Annotated in this window: 14 protein-coding genes and 1 pseudogene; 8 read left to right on the top strand and 7 right to left on the bottom strand. The window is 59.9% G+C overall.

The genetic code is table 11. From position 1 onward, the window contains the following. Positions 1-27 precede the first annotated feature (27 nt). Complete coding sequence (locus tag CO670_RS14465; protein WP_097590861.1) at positions 28-2,022, bottom strand: nucleoside-diphosphate sugar epimerase/dehydratase; 1,995 nt, start codon at positions 2,020-2,022, stop codon at positions 28-30. Positions 2,023-2,143: 121 nt separating this feature from the next. Continuing rightward, complete coding sequence (locus tag CO670_RS14460) at positions 2,144-2,710, bottom strand: sugar transferase (protein WP_097590860.1); 567 nt, start codon at positions 2,708-2,710, stop codon at positions 2,144-2,146. A 686-nt stretch (positions 2,711-3,396) separates the two neighbouring features. Between CO670_RS14460 and CO670_RS14450 the strand changes: the two genes are divergently transcribed. After that, a complete protein-coding gene (locus tag CO670_RS14450) occupies positions 3,397-3,900 on the top strand; it encodes a GNAT family N-acetyltransferase (RefSeq protein ID WP_097590858.1) in 504 nt (167 codons plus the stop codon). 117 nt (positions 3,901-4,017) lie between these two features. Here the strand turns inward: CO670_RS14450 and repC are convergent, their stop codons facing one another. From repC to CO670_RS14430, 4 genes are all read right to left on the bottom strand, one after another. Beyond that, positions 4,018-5,310 carry a plasmid replication protein RepC gene (gene repC / locus CO670_RS14445; protein ID WP_097590857.1) on the bottom strand — a complete coding sequence of 431 codons (1,293 nt, stop codon included), beginning with the start codon at positions 5,308-5,310 and terminating at the stop codon, positions 4,018-4,020. Between the two features lie 149 nt (positions 5,311-5,459). Continuing rightward, entirely contained in the window at positions 5,460-6,509 is a 1,050-nt protein-coding gene (gene repB / locus CO670_RS14440) for a plasmid partitioning protein RepB (RefSeq protein WP_097590856.1), read from the bottom strand. A gap of 42 nt (positions 6,510-6,551) precedes the next feature. Next, positions 6,552-7,766, bottom strand: a complete 1,215-nt coding sequence (gene repA / locus CO670_RS14435) for a plasmid partitioning protein RepA (protein ID WP_097590855.1) — start codon at positions 7,764-7,766, stop codon at positions 6,552-6,554. Between the two features lie 371 nt (positions 7,767-8,137). Then, positions 8,138-8,596 (bottom strand): helix-turn-helix domain-containing protein, encoded by a 459-nt coding sequence (locus CO670_RS14430; protein ID WP_097590854.1) that lies wholly within the window; start codon positions 8,594-8,596, stop codon positions 8,138-8,140. Between the two features lie 349 nt (positions 8,597-8,945). Here CO670_RS14430 and CO670_RS14425 point away from each other — a divergent pair, with 349 nt between their 5' ends. From CO670_RS14425 to scpA, 6 genes are all read left to right on the top strand, one after another. After that, positions 8,946-10,148, top strand: a complete 1,203-nt coding sequence (locus CO670_RS14425) for an MFS transporter (protein WP_097590853.1) — start codon at positions 8,946-8,948, stop codon at positions 10,146-10,148. 223 nt (positions 10,149-10,371) lie between these two features. After that, entirely contained in the window at positions 10,372-10,932 is a 561-nt protein-coding gene (gene msuE, locus CO670_RS14420) for an FMN reductase (protein ID WP_097590852.1), read from the top strand. A 244-nt stretch (positions 10,933-11,176) separates the two neighbouring features. Beyond that, positions 11,177-12,016, top strand: coding sequence for a MetQ/NlpA family lipoprotein (locus CO670_RS14415; RefSeq protein WP_097590851.1), 840 nt, complete (start codon positions 11,177-11,179; stop codon positions 12,014-12,016). Positions 12,017-12,105: 89 nt separating this feature from the next. After that, positions 12,106-13,194 (top strand): methionine ABC transporter ATP-binding protein, encoded by a 1,089-nt coding sequence (locus CO670_RS14410; RefSeq protein ID WP_097590850.1) that lies wholly within the window; start codon positions 12,106-12,108, stop codon positions 13,192-13,194. After that, a complete protein-coding gene (locus CO670_RS14405; protein WP_097590849.1) occupies positions 13,175-13,828 on the top strand; it encodes a methionine ABC transporter permease in 654 nt (217 codons plus the stop codon). The genes CO670_RS14410 and CO670_RS14405 overlap by 20 nt, the downstream gene beginning before the upstream one ends. Before the next feature lie 131 nt (positions 13,829-13,959). Beyond that, a complete protein-coding gene (gene scpA, locus CO670_RS14400) occupies positions 13,960-16,098 on the top strand; it encodes a methylmalonyl-CoA mutase (RefSeq protein ID WP_097590848.1) in 2,139 nt (712 codons plus the stop codon). 59 nt (positions 16,099-16,157) lie between these two features. Here the strand turns inward: scpA and CO670_RS14395 are convergent, their stop codons facing one another. After that, complete coding sequence (locus tag CO670_RS14395; RefSeq protein WP_245425820.1) at positions 16,158-16,739, bottom strand: hypothetical protein; 582 nt, start codon at positions 16,737-16,739, stop codon at positions 16,158-16,160. A gap of 84 nt (positions 16,740-16,823) precedes the next feature. Between CO670_RS14395 and CO670_RS14390 the strand changes: the two are divergent. After that, positions 16,824-17,183: pseudogene (locus tag CO670_RS14390) on the top strand (IS630 family transposase); the annotation flags it as partial.

Below are 17,183 nucleotides of genomic sequence, written 5' to 3'. Positions count from 1 at the left end.
GTCCGCCAACTGGGCGTCGGCGGAGTTTCAGGCCGCCGTAATGGTTTCGGCGCCGGTAAAAGCCAGATCCGAAACCTCGCCCGTCGAAGAATAGCCGGACACGAGTTCCGCCAAGGCCGCGCGCGCCGCGATCATATCGTTGCGATCCAGCGCCGCATTGAGCGAGCTCAGCCTCTTTGAAAGCTCCGGCCAGGACAGAAAATCCTCGCGCGCCTTCATGATCCGGGGATGTTCCGTCGTTTCAGGATTATCGCCGATCAGCAGTTCTTCATAGAGCTTCTCGCCGGGCCTGAGGCCGGTAACGGCAAGCTCGATATCCCCTTCGGGATTATCCTCGTGGCGCACGGTCAGGCCGGAAAGCTCCACCATCTTGCGGGCAAGATCGGCGATGCGGACAGGCTCTCCCATATCGAGCAGGAAAACATCCCCGCCGTCCGCCATCGCGCCCGCCTGGATGACGAGCTGCGAGGCCTCCGAAATGGTCATGAAATAGCGGGTGATATCGGGATGCGTCAGCGTCACCGGACCGCCATCCTTGATCTGCTGCCGGAACAGCGGCACGACGGATCCGGAGGAGCCGAGGACGTTTCCGAAACGAACCATGGAGAAATTCGTCCGCACTCCGCCGGCGGCCGGCTCCGCCGCGAGCGCCTGCAGAACCATCTCGGCCAGTCTCTTGCTGGCGCCCATCACATTCGTCGGACGCACGGCTTTGTCGGTGCTGATCAGCACGAAATTCGAGACGCCGCATTTGTTCGCCGCGCGGGCGGTGATCAGCGTCCCCATGACATTGTTCTTGATGCCTTCCACCGCATTGTGTTCGACAAGAGGCACATGCTTGTAAGCAGCAGCATGATAGAGCGTCTGCGGCCGCCAGCTCTGCATGATATGTTCCATGCGGTCATGGTCGCGGACGGAACAGAGAATGGGAACGATCTGCAGGCTTGCATATTTGTACAGCTCGGCCAGCTTCAGCAATTCGGCATGGATATTGTAGAGCGCGAACTCGTTCTGATCGACGAGGATGAGGCTCGAAGGCGCGTTGCGCAGAATCTGGCGGCATAATTCGCCGCCGATGGAGCCGCCGGCGCCGGTGACCATCACCACCTTGTTGCGCATCGCCTTGTCGAGCAGCTCTTGCCGCGGCGCAACCGCTTCCCTTCCCAGCAGGTCTTCAATCTCCAGCTCACGAATGTCGGAGACGGCGACCCGCCCCTGCGCCAGAGCCGTGAGGTCAGGCAATGTCCGGACGTTCACCCTGGCTTTGCGAATGCGCTCGAGGATTTCATTGCGGCGCTGCCGCGATGCGGATGGAAGGGCAAGAAGCACGTTGTGCACGCCGAGAGTTCCGGCAAGCTCCGGAAGATCCGACGGGTCATAGATCGGCAAACCGCCCATGATGCCGCCCTTGAGACGCGGATCGTCGTCCAGGTAACCGACGACATTGAGCTCGGCGCTGTTCGTCAACGCGCCTGCGAGCTGACGTCCGGCATTGCCGGCCCCATAGATCAGCACCTTGGCGAGCGTATTCTGGTGGAGGATGCGCTGATAGGTATCCCCCAGCCAATAACGGATGCTCAAGCGCGAGAGGCCGATGGCAATCAGCAGCAGGAAGGGCTGGAGAATGCCGACGGTTCTCGGAACGCCGGGGACGCTGAGCGCGGTGAATATCGTCATGAAGGCGACGCCGTAGATCGCGATGGCCTTCAGGACGGCAATGAAGGCAGCAAGGCCGGCATAACGAAAGATCGCCCGGTACATGCCCATGACGACAAAGATCGGAAGCGCCATGCACAGCGAAACAAAGACCGGCAGCCACTGCACGCCGGTCAGCATCGTCCATTCATTGAGGCGGAAGCAATAAGCCAGCCAGATCGTCAGGACGCAAAAGCCGGAATCCACCAGCAATGCCAAGGCGCGTTTGGCACCGCGCGGCATCGCAAGCAGAGGGGCGACGAGCGCCTGCATCGGCACTAAGAACCATCCCGAGCGTGGCGTCTCAGTGGGGGTATTTTCAGGCATTGCTTACCGGCGTCTCGCGATCAAATGGACAACACCTTCTTGTCATTTTCTGCAACGAGCGCAACTGAAATAATCGGAATGAGCGGCCTTTCGAACCGCTTATCTATCTGAGGTAGGCAAGTTAATGCGTGATTCCCTTTCGGCGGATCACCTTTTCCGCGGTGAGAAACAGGATGCGCATATCGAAGCCGAACGAGCGACGCTCGAGATATTCGACATCGAATTTCACCTTCTCGGGGATCGGCAATTCATCTCGTCCGTTGATCTGCGCCCATCCCGTCAATCCCGGCAGGAGCTTGTCGACGCCGTGGGCCGTCCGCAATTCGATCAGATCATACTGATTATAGAGCGCCGGGCGCGGTCCGACGAAACTCATCTTCCCCGCCAGAATGCACCAGAGCTGCGGTAACTCATCGAGGCTGGATTTGCGCAGAAACGAGCCGATGGGCGTCAGAAACTGGTCCGGATTGTCGAGGAGATGCGTGGCCACAGTCGGCGTGTCGATGCGCATGCTGCGAAATTTCGGCATCAGGAATATCTGATTGAAACGGCCGACACGCTTTGACCAATAGAGGACCGGTCCCGGCGAGGTAAGGCGAACACAAAGGGCGACGACGAGGCTCGGAACGAGCAGGACCAGCGAAGCAATGACCGCCAGGAAAAAATCCACCGCCCGTTTCAAACGCATGCTCCCCTGCTTCTCCCATTGCCAAGCGGCGCCTTTCCGCTACCCTGCCCTATCGTCAAAAAGCGGTTTAGCGTCAACTGTGGATCGAATATCATACGTCGATCAAAAGCCGGCGCGTAGGCGCTCAATGCCGGACAAGTACGGTCTTGAAGCCGATCAAAAAACGATATTCATCGCGACGCTGCAGTTCATCCAAAGTTTCGACCGCGGGAAGAGCTCTTACTCTGGAGAGATGGAGGATCAGGTTTTCGCCAACACAGAGTCCCACGTGCGCTCCGAAACTTTTCGGTTCGCGATGTACGAGTAGCAAGTCGAAGGGCTCCAACTTTTGCGAAACTCGAGTGTGGAGCGTATCCTCCCAAAGGTCGCTGGACCGAAGGTCTGGAATTTCAAAACCATTGTGCCGTAAGATCGAATAAGCGTACTGCTGGCAGTTTGCGCCACCGTCCACTCCATTAACGCCAGGAGCCCCGGGATAGCGGTCTGCATTGTATCGCACCTCCCAGAATTTCCGCGGAATATCCACTGTTGAGTGGCGAAGATCCAGTCTGTCAGTTGTCATGCGACGAAGTCTATAATGAGAAAGCTGACATATCGAGAGGAGAGCAAACGAAGCGAATCCATGATCGCTTGTGCTCTCCTGACGCCATCGCTACGCTCGCGGTCCAACACGAGATAGGAAAGACATGCTTATTCGAAGAGCGGTATCCGCCGACGCGGAGGAGCTGTGCAGCCTCCTGAACGAGATCATCGTGGCGGGTGGAACAACCGCGCTCGAGACGCCTCTTTCGGCTTCGGAGTTCGCGGATTGGTTCATCGACGGCGAATTCCCCCTCGTCTGCCATGTCGCCGAGCAGGATCGGTCGCTTGCCGGTTTCCAGTCGCTCAGCCTTTATGGCGACCCGCCGAAAGGATATGCCGATATCGCGACATTTGCCCGGATCGATCCGAAGCTCCGCGGCGTCGGCCGGGCGCTTTTCCCCACAACTCGGGCAGCAGCCGAAGAGTTCGGCCTCGACTTCATCAATGCCACCATTCGCGCCGACAATGTCAGCGGTCTCGCCTATTACGCAAAAATGGGCTTCGAGCCCTATGACAGGCTTGTGCAGGTTCCGCTGCTGGGTGGAACACCCGTCGACAGGATCAAAAAGCGCTTCAGGCTCGGCAGCACACCCCGTACCGCCGTCTGAAAATTTCTAACCTGCTGATACAAAACCGGGAAACTGGCAACCAGAAGCCGTCTTATCCTTCACTTTCGTCACACTTCGTTAACCATAATAACGTTCGTCAGGACCGAGGAAGCAAATTCATCCCGTCCTCCCGCTGACCGGTGAATTGCTTCGGGCAAGCGCCATCAACATCGGTCCTATAGCGAATTCCCCTCTTTCGGCGCGGCGCGTCAGGTCGCGCAGATAACCGCCGGCGGAGTTGATGTGCCCTGCCCTTTCGAGAACGCAGGCCATGACGGTGGCGGCATTTTCCGGACCCATGATCTCGCAGGCCTGCTCATAGGCCGATGGGCTGACGCCGAGCATCGAGCGGACGACCACAGCCGCCGCCATCAGGTCCCGCCACGTGCCGACCGAGCCTTGCGGCCCATAGGCTGCGATTTCGGGGCAGGCCTGCAGTACGAGCCCCAGCGGGAAGGATTTCAGCCTGTCGTTGGCGGAGGAGGCTGAATTTGTGGTCGCGGTCTTCCCGCCCCGCTCTTCGTTTTTGGGTATTCGTGTTATCGGCTCGGCACTGCCTGCCGATCGATCATCCGCGGCTGCGCCCTGCTTCGTTTCGAAGCCTGGTTCAAGTTCAATAATGGGTTTTGGATTTGAATTCTGTATGTGCCGCTCAAAATGTTGGGCATTGCCGCTTTCATTTTGAGCTTTAACCTGCATTTCCAATTGATTGACGATTTCTTCGCGCAGCAACTCCAGCTCATCAAGGGTGGTGGCCACTTGATCGGCGGAAGGTGACCGTGGCAGTCGGTCGATGACGGCGCGAAAATGCAGATGGATCTTGTTCCAATCGCCGGCACCCCCCTCCTCCAAAGCCATCTCGATGAGCTTGGAGATATCACGGCGGCAAAGCGTCAGGCGTTCCCGCAGCCGCTGCAACTGCAGCCGTTCGGCCGCCACCTCGGCCGCCAGCCGTTCGATCTCCTCGGCTCGCACGAGCAACGGGGCCAGCGAGAAGCCGAACGCCTCGCGGATCTCCCCGCCCTGCTCCTTGCGCGCATAGCGCTTGCCGTTCGGGCTGTCCTTGCGGATGAGCAAGCCCGCCTCGATGAGCGCCGCGAGATGCCGGCGAATGGTCTGCTCCGCCATGCCATGCGCGCGCAGCGAGAGCTGTGCATTGGATGGGAACACGACGAGTCCGTTTTCCCCCGAGAGTTCGCCCTTGGGATAAAAGCTCAGCAAGGCGTTCAGCACGGCGAGCGCCCGATCGGTGACCCCAAGCAAAGGCTTGGCCTCGCACAGGGCGCGGTAAAGTTTCCACTTGTCGATTGATTGGCCGGGCTCGATCTTTCGGACAGACGCTTGGCTTGCCAACATGCCAAGCGTCATCGGCCGCCGCCCAAAGGGCGTCGTCACACTTCCGCTTTCCATTCTCTTCGCCTTCTTCAAGGCAAAAGATCACGGCTCACCAAATTCGGTGCCAAAGACTCTTGACTATGATTCGCGGAAATGTGATTCTCTGGGTGTCTAGATCAGAGAGGGCTTCCGCGACGGCAACGTTCGGGGGCCTTTTCTTTTGCTTATTGATCTCCGTTCTTCGTCAAATCCTGTGTCTTCTCGAACGCCTCGTAGAGACGGTCCAGATTACTGGCGATATAGGCTCCAAAGGCAGATGCCTTCTCGGCTTTCAGCGCGATGGTGAACTGTTTTCCGTCATCCTTGATTTTCGCCTTGACCGCGCCGTCCTGACGCTGCCAGGCGTGAACCGGCTTCGGGGCCGCTATGGACGAGGGTTGCTGCGGCCTTCTGCTGATAAAGGCAACGAGCATGTCGAAACGGGTGTCCGGCTCCGCCGTCTCGAATTCCTGCGACCTGGTGAATTCGATCGCACGAGCGCCGATATTCTCGGTCTCGAACCGCACCGACAAATCGTGCCAGCGATCACGGCCGGTTGTCTTGGCCGCGCCGATGGCGGCCAGAACCTCTGCCGGAATTCGCTTGGTGACGGACAGCATCTTGGACACCGTCGTCTTGTCGGCGCTGAGCGCGGACATGATCGTTTCCCTGTCGAAACCCAGCGTGTCGAGCTTGTCGGCGAACATCGTCCTTTCGATGAAGGAAAGATCGGCGCGCGCCGAATTTTCCTGCCCCTGGGCGATGACGTGGTCGCGATCGTCGAGCTTCTTGACCACGGCGCGAACGGGCCGGCCGAGTTCCTTGGCGGCCCGGGCGCGGCGATGGCCGAAGGCGATCTGATACCGGCCGTCCCTTTCGGGATGCGGACGCACGAGGATCGGCGAATCCTGGCCGCGCAGCCGGATTGCTTCGACCAATTCGCGGAACTGCTCGTCGGTATGGGCCAGCCTGTCGGTAACGAAGGAATCCTCGATCAGGGCGGGATCGAGATCGATCACCGTCTCTCCCGTCGCCAGCTTCGCTTCGATCGCCTTGGCCGCGTCGGCCTTGGCAGCCAGCGCGTCGATACTGCGCGTCACGGCGCCGAGAGCGCCGATCCCCTTATAGGTAATCTGCTGTTTCTCGTCCTTGTGAAGCGGCTCGTCCTCGCTGTTTACCGCAGTAAACTTCTTGGAATCGTCCATCAGCCCCGAGAGGAGATTCTTACGCGCCATTGGCCCGCTCCGTGTTGGAGTTTACCGCAGTAAACTTCCCGGTCATTTCCGCCCCCAAGCCTTGTGGATGAGATCGGAGATCTCGACGTTGACGGCATCCATTGCTTCCATCGCCCGGTCATAGGTCGCGCGGGTAAACTGGCTGCGCTCGACCTCGTAAAGCGTCTGGTTGGTCATCGCGGCATCGGAGATCGCGACGCTGCGCAGCATCGGATTGGTCAGCACATGGTTCTTGAACATCGATCGCATGAAGGCGACCATCTGCGTCTGCGGTCCGTCCTGTGGATCGTAGCGGGTCACGAGGTAACGCAGCCAATCGAGGTTCATGTTGCCGCCGGCGCCCTTCAGCGTGTTCAGCACTTCGCCGAGCATCTGCAGAAACTGGCACATCGACATGACATCGAGCATCTGCGGGTGGACGGTGATCAGAACCGCCGTCGCGCCGCAGATGGCGCTCATGGTGAGAAAACCGAGCTGGGGAGGGCAGTCGATGATGACGATATCGTAATCGTCTGCCACCGAGGAGAGCGCATCGTCCAGCCGCGCGAAGAAGACGCGTCCATAGTCGCCCGTCTTCCCCTGGGCGAGGACGCGCGGCGTATCATGCTCGAATTCCATCAGTTCGAGATTGCCCGGCACAAGATGAAGGTTCGGGAAGTTCGTCGGCCGGATGACTTCTCTCAGCGGCCGCCGCTGATCATCGTAGCGAATGGCGGCGTAGAGCGTCTCATTTTCGTTGACGTCGAATTCCGGCTGGAAGCCATGGATGGCGGAGAGGGAAGCCTGCGGGTCGAGGTCGACGGCGAGGACGCGATGACCGGTAAGCGCAAGGTGCTGGGCAAGATGCGCGGCAGTCGTCGTCTTGCCGCTGCCGCCCTTGAAGTTGACGACCGCCACGACCTGCAGATGTTCGTTGCCGCGGCGATGGGGCAGATAATGTGTTCCTGCACGCGCATGATGCTCCAGGAAAGTCCGCATCTCTCCCATCTGCTCCGCCGTATAGGAGCGGCGGCCCGAGGGCGTGACCTGGGGAAGGGTGCCCTTGCCTTCCAGCGATAAATTGCGAAGATAGCCGCTGGTGACGCCGAGGAAGCGCGCGACTTCGGCCAACTGAAATTGCCGCAGGCCCTTCAGCGCGCGCGGCGGAAACATTTCGAGCCGATGCTGCTTGAGCTTGTCGGACAGTTCCTGCGCCTGACCAATGATCAGTTGGTCGACATCAGAAATTGCCTTTTCTATCTGCGGCGCCATATTCATGGAAATCTCGAAAATGCGATTTAAAAGCCCTGCACACTATGAAAGCGCATTTAGCGCCGATTCTGAACGAGTCGCAAGGCAAATAGGGTTAACAAGACCCTATCGCGAGGTTGTCCAATCTTTTTCAATGGCTTGAACCGGTCGACGGGCCGCGGTTCGGCGGGTAGCTTCGCATGCACCAGCCGACTCGCCTGAGCCGCATGCCGGCATCATAACCGATCACAATGCGTCGGAACCGAAACATCGAGAGCCGTGATTACCGCTGCGGGGCTCGCAGCAGGTGGCGCCCGTTGCGGCCAAGTGCATCTGCACGACGCCAGCAGCGGGCGAGGGGGGCCGGAATCGCCCGCAGCGCCCCAGAATCTTCTCGGTTATCTACCAAGCGGATGGGCGCCATCCGTTAAAGAAGCCCCAAACGTTGCGCCGTTGTTTTCCGCCTGCGCCATAGCATTTACCAGCGCGATGATCGTTTCACGGATATTCTGGTCGGCGATCTTCAGGAAGGCCCGGTTGAGCACCAAGCCCTCTTTCGTCCGGAGGAAATCCGTCACCGGATCTCCATTCGCCGGCAGGTCCAGCCCCTGCCGCGTCAGCGGTTCGGAATCGCCCTGTTCGAAGAAGAAGCTCGGCGAGGTGTGAAGCACTTCGGCAATCCGCTGCAGGCGGCTCGCGCCGATGCGGTTGATGCCCTTCTCGTATTTCTGAACCTGCTGAAAGGTCACCCCGATTTGATCGGCAAGCCGTTCCTGGCTCATTCCGAGCAATTGCCGGCGCATTCTTATGCGGGCGCCGACATAGCTGTCTATTGCATTGGGTGTCTTGACGTTCATCGCGTGTTTTCAGCCTCGATCGCATTTTCAATCGGCGCAGCTGTAGTATCCCCCGCGCTGCTTTTCCATGGCTGTTTTCACATAGCATATCCGATATGCGATTGATCGCGACGGACTGTGATATGAAAACCGCCATCCGAGACTGGAACTCAGCAAAATCCGATCGGCGGAAGAATAAATCGAACAAATGCGTACCGATACTGTTAAAACTGGGCTGTGCTTGCCGTCCGGCTTGCGTTAAATCCACTGAAGCGACCGCCGCTCGAGTGTCTCCCGGCCCCGATCGCCCGAAAATCCGAAAAAAATGACGCGGCACGGCACCGAACGTGCCTGTGCAGGAGGAATATTCATGGCAACAGTTGCCGAGAGCGCGCCTCGTTTCGAAAAGACAACCATGTCTATTCTGATGGCGGTCAGCTTCTGTCATATGCTGAACGATATCATGCAGTCGTTGCTCGCCTCGCTCTATCCGCTGTTCAAGGCGAACTACGATCTCGATTTCGTTCAGATCGGCCTCCTCACCATGACGTTCCAGGTCACAGCCTCGCTGCTGCAGCCGCTGGTCGGCATCGTTACCGACCGCTGGCCGATGCCCTATTCGCTGCCGGTCGGCATGGCGAGCACGTTTTGCGGCCTCATTCTCCTCGGCAATGCCGGCAATTTTGCGCTGCTGCTGGTGGCCGCAAGCCTGATCGGCTTCGGCTCGGCGGTCTTCCATCCGGAATCCTCGCGCGTCGCCCGCCTCGCCTCCGGCGGCCGTCACGGCTTTGCGCAGTCCTTCTTTCAGGTCGGCGGCAATGCCGGCCAGGCGATCGGCCCGCTGCTCGCAGCCTTCATCGTGCTGCCGCTCGGCCAGCACAGCGTCTCCTGGTTCTCCGCCATCGCCATGGTCGGCATGATCGTGCTGAGCTGGGTCGGAAACTGGTACATGAGCCACAGGCGTCAGAACGCCAGCAAGCCCGCGGTAAGCAAAGCCCTGCCGCTGCCGCAGAACAGGGTCGTCTGGGCGCTGCTGATCCTTGTGCTGCTGACGGCGACAAAGAACGTCTACATGGCGAGCGTGTCGAGCTACTTCACCTTCTACGTCATCGACAAGTTCCAACTCAGCGTGCAGCAGGCGCAGCTGATGCTCTTCCTCTTTTTGGGCTCGGTCGCCGTCGGCACTTTCCTCGGCGGGCCGATCGGCGATCGCTTCGGCGCCCGTTTCGTCATCTGGTTCTCGATCCTCGGCGTCATTCCCTTTGCCCTGCTCCTGCCTTATGCCAATCTTTTCTGGACGGGCGTGCTCAGCATCGTGATCGGCCTGATCTTCGCTTCGGCCTTCTCGGCGATCGTCGTCTTCGCGCAGGAACTGGTGCCCGGTCGAGTCGGGCTGATAGCCGGCGTCTTCTTCGGCTTCGCATTCGGGGCAGGGGGGCTCGGCGCCGCATTGCTCGGCGATTTCGCCGATACCCACGGCATCGATTTCGTCTACCGGATCTGCTCCTACCTGCCGCTGCTCGGCCTCCTGACCTTCTTCCTGCCGCGCATTCCCAAGCAGAAGCCGGCCTGAGGCGATATCGCCCGCAGAGAACGGTGCGTTCACGCCCGGAGTATCCCCGATATTCCGGGCTCCATGCCTCCGAGATTTCACCCACCGGGCTGCTGACGGGACGCACGTATTTTTCCTCTCCCATCGAGAAGAGGGATCGCCATTCCTTTAATCCACTATTTTTATAGATAATATTCGTGCCAACAATGACGTCGGTCCCGGTACGATATTGGAAGGAAATGGCATGTCTGCTCTGAAACTGGTCGGTCTCGCCGGTAGCTTCAACCGCCCCTCGAAGACTTTCGCACTCGTCGAAAACGTCGCCGGCCTCGCTGCTGAAAGATACGGCTTCGAGAACACTCTCTATGACCTGACCGACGTCGGCCCTTCACTCGGCCAGGCGCTGCGACGAGACGATCTCGACAGCCGCGCCAAAGAGGTCATCGACGACATCGTCAATGCTGATATCCTGGTCATCGGAGCGCCGACCTACAAGGGCAGCTATCCCGGACTTTTCAAGCATTTGATCGACCTGATCGACCCGCACGAGCTGCGCGCCAAGCCGATCGTCATCACCGCGACCGGCGGCGGCGAGCGGCATGCGCTGATGGTCGAGCATCAGCTGCGCCCGCTCTTCGGCTTCTTCATGTCCCACACGCTGCCGACCGCAGTCTATGCTTCCGACCGCGATTTCACCGATTATCGCGTCTCATCCGATCCGCTTTCGAAGCGCATCGGAGAGGTCATCAGCGAGCTGTCGGCCTTCTTTCCCATCCAAAATCGAGCGCTTATCGCTGCCGAGTGAAGAATGCCCAAAAGAGGTCCGAGCGGCGCCCCGGAGGCGCCGTTTCATTTTTTAGACTATGCTTACAAGCCGCAATTAATCCACAAATTTGATGGAAATTTATCCTGCCGATATCGATGCGGCGGCAAGAGTTTTTCCGACCTTTCCACTACATCGGACTTTCGTGCTTCGCTCGCGATCGACGCATTTGCAATGATCAGCCTGCTCGGGGCGTTCGGCCTCATTCAGTCAGACGGGATATACAATGACCAAGAACAAAAAACTTCACGGCTTCCACTTTTCGCGTCGCGCCGCTCTTGCAGCCGTTGCCGTTTCCGCTGCCGCGCTTTTCACCTTTGCAGGACCTGCTCCTTCCTTTGCCGAGGACAAGTTGATCAAGGTCGGCATCATGGCCGGTGAGGACGAGGATGTATGGCGGGTGGTCACCAGCGAGGCGGCCAAGAAGGGCCTCAAGATCGAAACCGTCATTTTCAACGATTACACGCAGCCGAACGAAGCGCTGGAGCGCGGCGAAATCGATGCCAACGCCTTCCAGCACCAGCCCTATCTCGACAACCAGGTCAAGCAGCACGGCTATCATATTACTCCCGTCGGCTATACCGGCGTCTGGCCGATCGGCCTCTACACCAAGAAGTACAAGTCCGTTGCCGAAATCCCTGACGGCGCCGTGATCGGCGTTCCGAACGACCCTTCGAACGAAGGCCGGGCGCTCCGGGTTCTCCAGAATGAGGGCCTCATCAAGCTCAGCGAAGATGCCGGAATTCTCGCGACGGTCGCCGACGTTACGGAGAACCCGAAGAAGATCGAGATCAAGGAGCTCGATGCCGGCATCGTCGGCCGCTCGATCGATGATCTTGATGCCGGTGTGGTCAATACCGACTGGGCGCTAAAGAGCGGTCTTTCGCCGGCCGAGCGCATTGCACAAGAACCGATCGCCGACAATCCGTACCGCAACTTCATCGCGGTCAAGGAAGAGAACAAGGATGCCGACTGGGTCAAGACGCTGGTGTCTTCCTATCAGAACGACACCGTGAAGGCTGAATTCGACAAGGTTTACAAGGGAACGGGTCTCAGCGCCTATTGATCCGAGATAAGGCCGGGGTTAAGGCCTGCCGAAAGGCGGCCCGGGCGTTTCTTGCCCGGGCCGCCTTCGGTGTTTGTAAGGAAAAGCACATGAATTCGTTTGTTTCCACCACCGAGGTCGAGGCGCAGCCGCAAACTGGCGCAGCCGAAGAAGTGGTGAGACTGACCGACGTCAAGCGCCGGTTCGGAGCCACGGCTGCACTCGACGGCATTTCGCTGCAGGTGAAGAGGGGCGAGATCCTCGGCATCATCGGCCGCAGCGGCGCCGGCAAATCGACCCTGATCCGCTGCCTGAACGGGCTGGAGCGCGCCGACAGCGGCGAGATCCGCATCGAAGGCCGCGATATCACCGGCCTTCAGGAACAGGAATTGCAGCCGCTGCGCCGCCGCATCGGCATGATTTTCCAGCATTTCAACCTGCTGTCCGCCAAGACCGTCGAAGACAATGTCGCGCTGCCGCTGAAGATCGAGGGCGTTGCCAAGGCCGAGCGCCTGAAGCGGGCGCATGAGCTGCTCGATCTCGTCGGGCTTGCCGACAAGGCGAAGGCCTATCCCACGTCGCTCTCCGGCGGCCAAAAGCAGCGCGTCGGCATCGCCCGGGCACTGGCGGCACGCCCGGCGCTCCTACTGTCCGACGAGGCGACATCGGCGCTCGATCCTGAGACGACCCGGTCGATCCTGGCGCTGCTGAAGGACATCAACCGTAAGCTCGGACTGACGATCCTGCTGATCACGCATGAGATGGAAGTGGTGCGCGGCATTGCCGATCGCGTCGCCGTCATCGATGCCGGGCGGATCGTCGAGGAAGGGCAGGTCTGGTCGGTCTTCGCCAATCCGGAGCAAGCGATCACCAGGAGCCTGCTCGGCGGTATCCGCCCGCAGCTCCCTGTCCATATTGCCGGCCGGCTTTCGGCAACGGGAGGAAGCGAGGCGATCCTCAGCATCGATCTTGCCGGACCTGAAGCCCAAGGCGCTCTTTTTGCCGATCTTTCAGCTGCGCTACCCCGTTCCTTCCGCCTCGTTCACGGTGGAATCGACCACATTCAGAACCAGCCGGTGGCGCGGTTCTTCATTGCCGTTCCCACCCGCGATCCCACGCTCGCCGGGAAGGTCGAACAATTCCTGACGTCCCGGTCGGCCCGGGTAGAGGTGCTTGGTTATGACACCGATCATGTTTGAACTGCTGCTCCGCTCCCTTTGGGAGACGGTTCTGATGACCGTCGCCTCAGGCGTGATCTCGCTCGTCGCCGGGCTGCCGCTCGGCCTTGCGCTTGTCGTCACGGCCCGCGGCGGCATCGCCGAGAACCTCTGGATCAATCGCGCGCTCGGCGCCGTCATCAACGGCTTCCGTTCGGTGCCTTTCATCATCCTGCTGGTGGCGCTGATCCCGCTGACGCGGCTGATCGTCGGCACGGCGCTCGGCACCTGGGCGGCCATCGTGCCGCTCGCCATCGCCGCGACACCCTACTATGCGCGCATCGCCGAAGTGTCGCTGCGCGAGGTCGACCGCGGGCTGATCGATGCCGTGCGGGCCATGGGCGGCAATCGCTGGACGATCGTGCGCGAAGTGCTCGTGCCCGAAGCGCTGCCCGGCATCGTCGCCGGCTTCACCGTCACGCTGGTCACTCTGATCGGCGCTTCGGCCATGGCAGGCGCGATCGGCGCCGGCGGCCTCGGCGATCTCGCCATCCGCTACGGCTATCAACGCTTCGAAACCAATGTGATGATCGCGGTCGTGGCCGTCCTCATCGTCCTCGTCTGCGGCATCCAGTGGCTCGGCGACCGCCTGGTCGCGAAACTGGATCATAAATAGATCGAGGCCGGAAGCGTGCGGCGAACGCGTGGCGCGCCGTGAATGCTTTGCTGCGCGAATTGTCCTATGGCTGTATCGCATCAAGCGCCTGTGAAATGATAAGGTGCGGATGAAAAAGCCGGAGGAGACGCATGACGAAGAAGACGCTGTCGGATTGGGCGGAACTTGCGCAGAAGGAATTGCGCGCCGCGCCCGAAACGCTGACCTGGCAAACTCCGGAAGGCATTGCCGTCAAGCCGCTCTATACGGCCGAGGATATCGACGGCGCTGAACATCTCGGCTCGCTGCCGGGCTTTGCGCCCTTTACCCGCGGCCCGCGCGCAACGATGTATGCAGGGCGCCCCTGGACGATCCGCCAATATGCCGGCTTCTCCACCGCCGAAGCCTCCAACGCCTTCTATCGCAAGGCGCTGGCCGCCGGCCAGCAGGGCGTCTCCGTCGCCTTCGATCTCGCCACCCATCGCGGCTATGACAGCGACCACCCACGTGTCGAAGGCGATGTCGGCAAGGCGGGTGTGGCCATCGACAGTGTCGAGGACATGAAGATCCTGTTCGACGGCATTCCGCTGGAGAGGATTTCCGTCTCCATGACCATGAATGGCGCGGTCATCCCGATCCTCGCCTCCTTCATCGTCGCCGGCGAAGAGCAGGGCGTTGCCAAGGCCGAACTCTCCGGCACGATCCAGAACGATATCCTCAAGGAGTTCATGGTCCGCAACACCTATATCTATCCGCCCGAACCCTCGATGCGGATCGTTGCCGACATCATCGAATATACGGCAAGGGAGATGCCGAAGTTCAACTCGATCTCCATTTCCGGCTATCACATGCAGGAGGCCGGAGCGACACTGGTGCAGGAACTCGCCTTCACGCTGGCCGACGGCCGCGAATATGTCAGGGCCGCCATCGCCAAGGGCCTCGATGTCGACGATTTCGCCGGCAGGCTCTCCTTCTTCTTCGCGATCGGCATGAGCTTCTTCATGGAAGCCGCGAAACTGCGCGCCGCCCGGCTGCTCTGGACCCGCATCATGGAGGAGTTCCAGCCGAAGAAGGCATCCTCGCTCATGCTGCGCACCCATTGCCAGACCTCCGGCGTCTCGCTGCAGGAACAGGACCCCTATAACAACATCATCCGCACCGCCTTCGAGGCGATGTCGGCCGTGCTTGGCGGGACGCAGTCGCTGCATACCAATTCCTTCGACGAGGCGATCGCGCTGCCGACGGAATTTTCCGCCCGCATCGCCCGCAACACGCAGCTGATCCTTCAGCACGAAACCGGCGTGACGAAGGTGGTCGATCCGCTGGCCGGCTCCTATTATGTCGAGAGCCTGACGAAGGAACTTGCCGACAAGGCCTGGGCGCTGATCGAGGAAGTCGAGGCGCTCGGCGGCATGACGAAGGCCGTCAACGAGGGCTTGCCGAAACGGCTGATCGAGGAGGCCGCGACCCGCCGCCAGGCGGCGGTCGACAAGGGCGAGGAGGTCATCGTCGGCGTCAACAAATACCGTCTGGAGACCGAGCAGGAGATCGACATCCTGGCGATCGACAACGCCGCCGTGCGCAGCGCGCAGGTCAGGCGGATCGAGGACACCAAGCGGCGGCGCGATAGCGCAAAGGCCGCCGATGCGCTTGCCGCACTTTCCGAGGTTGCCCGCAGCGGCAAGGGCAACCTGCTTGCCGCCGCCGTCGAGGCGGCGCGCGCCCGCGCCACTGTCGGCGAAATCTCCGACGCAATGCGGCAGGCCTTCGGCGATCATGCGGCAACGCCCGAGGTGATCAAGGATGTCTATGGCGATGCCTATAGAAGCGAGCCGGAACTTGCCGTGCTGAAGACCCGCATGGCGGAGGTGACGGATGCCATGGGGCATCGGCCGAAAATCATGGTCGCCAAGCTCGGCCAGGACGGCCACGATCGCGGCGCCAAGGTGATCGCCTCGGCCTTCGGCGATATCGGTTTCGACGTGCTTGCCGGACCGCTGTTCCAGACGCCTGATGAGGCCGCCCAGATGGCGCTTGGTCAAAAGGTCAACGTCGTCGGTGTTTCATCGCTCGCAGCCGGCCACAAAACGCTGCTGCCGCAACTGATCGACAGCCTGAAGGAGCAGGGCGGCGGCGATATTATCGTCGTCTGCGGCGGCGTCATTCCGCGGCAGGATTATGAATTCCTGCAGGAGCACGGCGTTGCCGCCGTGTTCGGGCCGGGAACCAACGTTCTGGAAGCCGCGAACTCCGTGCTCGATCTGCTGCAGGGCAGGCGGCGAAATCAGTAAGAGGGCCTACCGTTGTTTTCCAGCTATACAACGCTAATGGAGAACGAAGGGGAAAGCGTTTATGCGCCCTCATCAGATAGCCAGATCCGCAATTGGCCGACGGGCTTGAAACCCAGCTTTTTCATTTCGTCTAGGGCTTCACCGCGATCATATCCGACAAGGGGCGAATCGACTGAAAAGGCGATAGTGGCCAATGAAATTGCATCCTGGAAGGCCTGCGGCGTACCAGCCAAACTAAAAATATTGGAGATCCCTACAACCTGCGTCGATCGATTTGCGATGCATCCCGCATCAAAGCCGTCGCCGGCCAATCGACCGTAGATGTGCATGTTGGGATCGGAAAGCAGGGCAGGAGTGAAGACGTTGGCATTGGTCGGGCTACCAGATTTTTTCCAGGAACGTTCCCAGTGATCCAGCGCTGCCACCTCTCGAACGCGTACCCAACCTTGAGGCGCACTCAATAAACTTTTATGTGGTTCAGCCCAAATCCATGATGCGGAAAACAACAACCGAAACCCGTTGTTGTTAAGATCTAGCTTGGAAAAGCTGTCTTTGATTCCAGGTCGCCGTCCTAGCCGATCTGTTAGCCGATCGATTTCAATCAGCTGCTCCTCCGTTGCATCCCGGTCGAGGGTCGTCATGTTAAAGCGCGTCGCAGTCTTTCTGATTCAGGATTCCCTTGGCGATGGATTTATGATTCCATGGCCATGGAAGGGAGATCTGCCATGGGTAAGCCGCATCCGGTAGAGTTGCGAGTGCGTGTGGTTGCGTTTGTAGAGGAAGGCAACAGCCATCGGGAAGCCGCCCGGCATTTCCGGGTATCTCCGAGATTTATCAACAATATGATGATCCTCCATCGGACTTCCGGTTCTCTAGTGCCGGCCCGACAGGGACATGCCCCGAGTGGGGGCAAGTTGGCGGCACACGGCAAATGGATTGCCGAACGTGTTGCCGACAATGGCGAGATCACGCTGGATGAACTGTGCATCGAATTGGCCGGACGCGATGTGATAGTCCATCGCGCCACGGTCGGCCGATTTCTCCACAGGCTTGGACTGAGCAATAAAAAAAAGTCTCAGGGCAAG

The organism is Rhizobium sp. J15 (assembly GCF_002531825.1).
GTDB lineage: Bacteria > Pseudomonadota > Alphaproteobacteria > Rhizobiales > Rhizobiaceae > Rhizobium.
The sequence above is the reverse complement of the archived record's forward strand: the minus strand, read 5'-3'. Positions and strand labels throughout refer to the sequence as shown.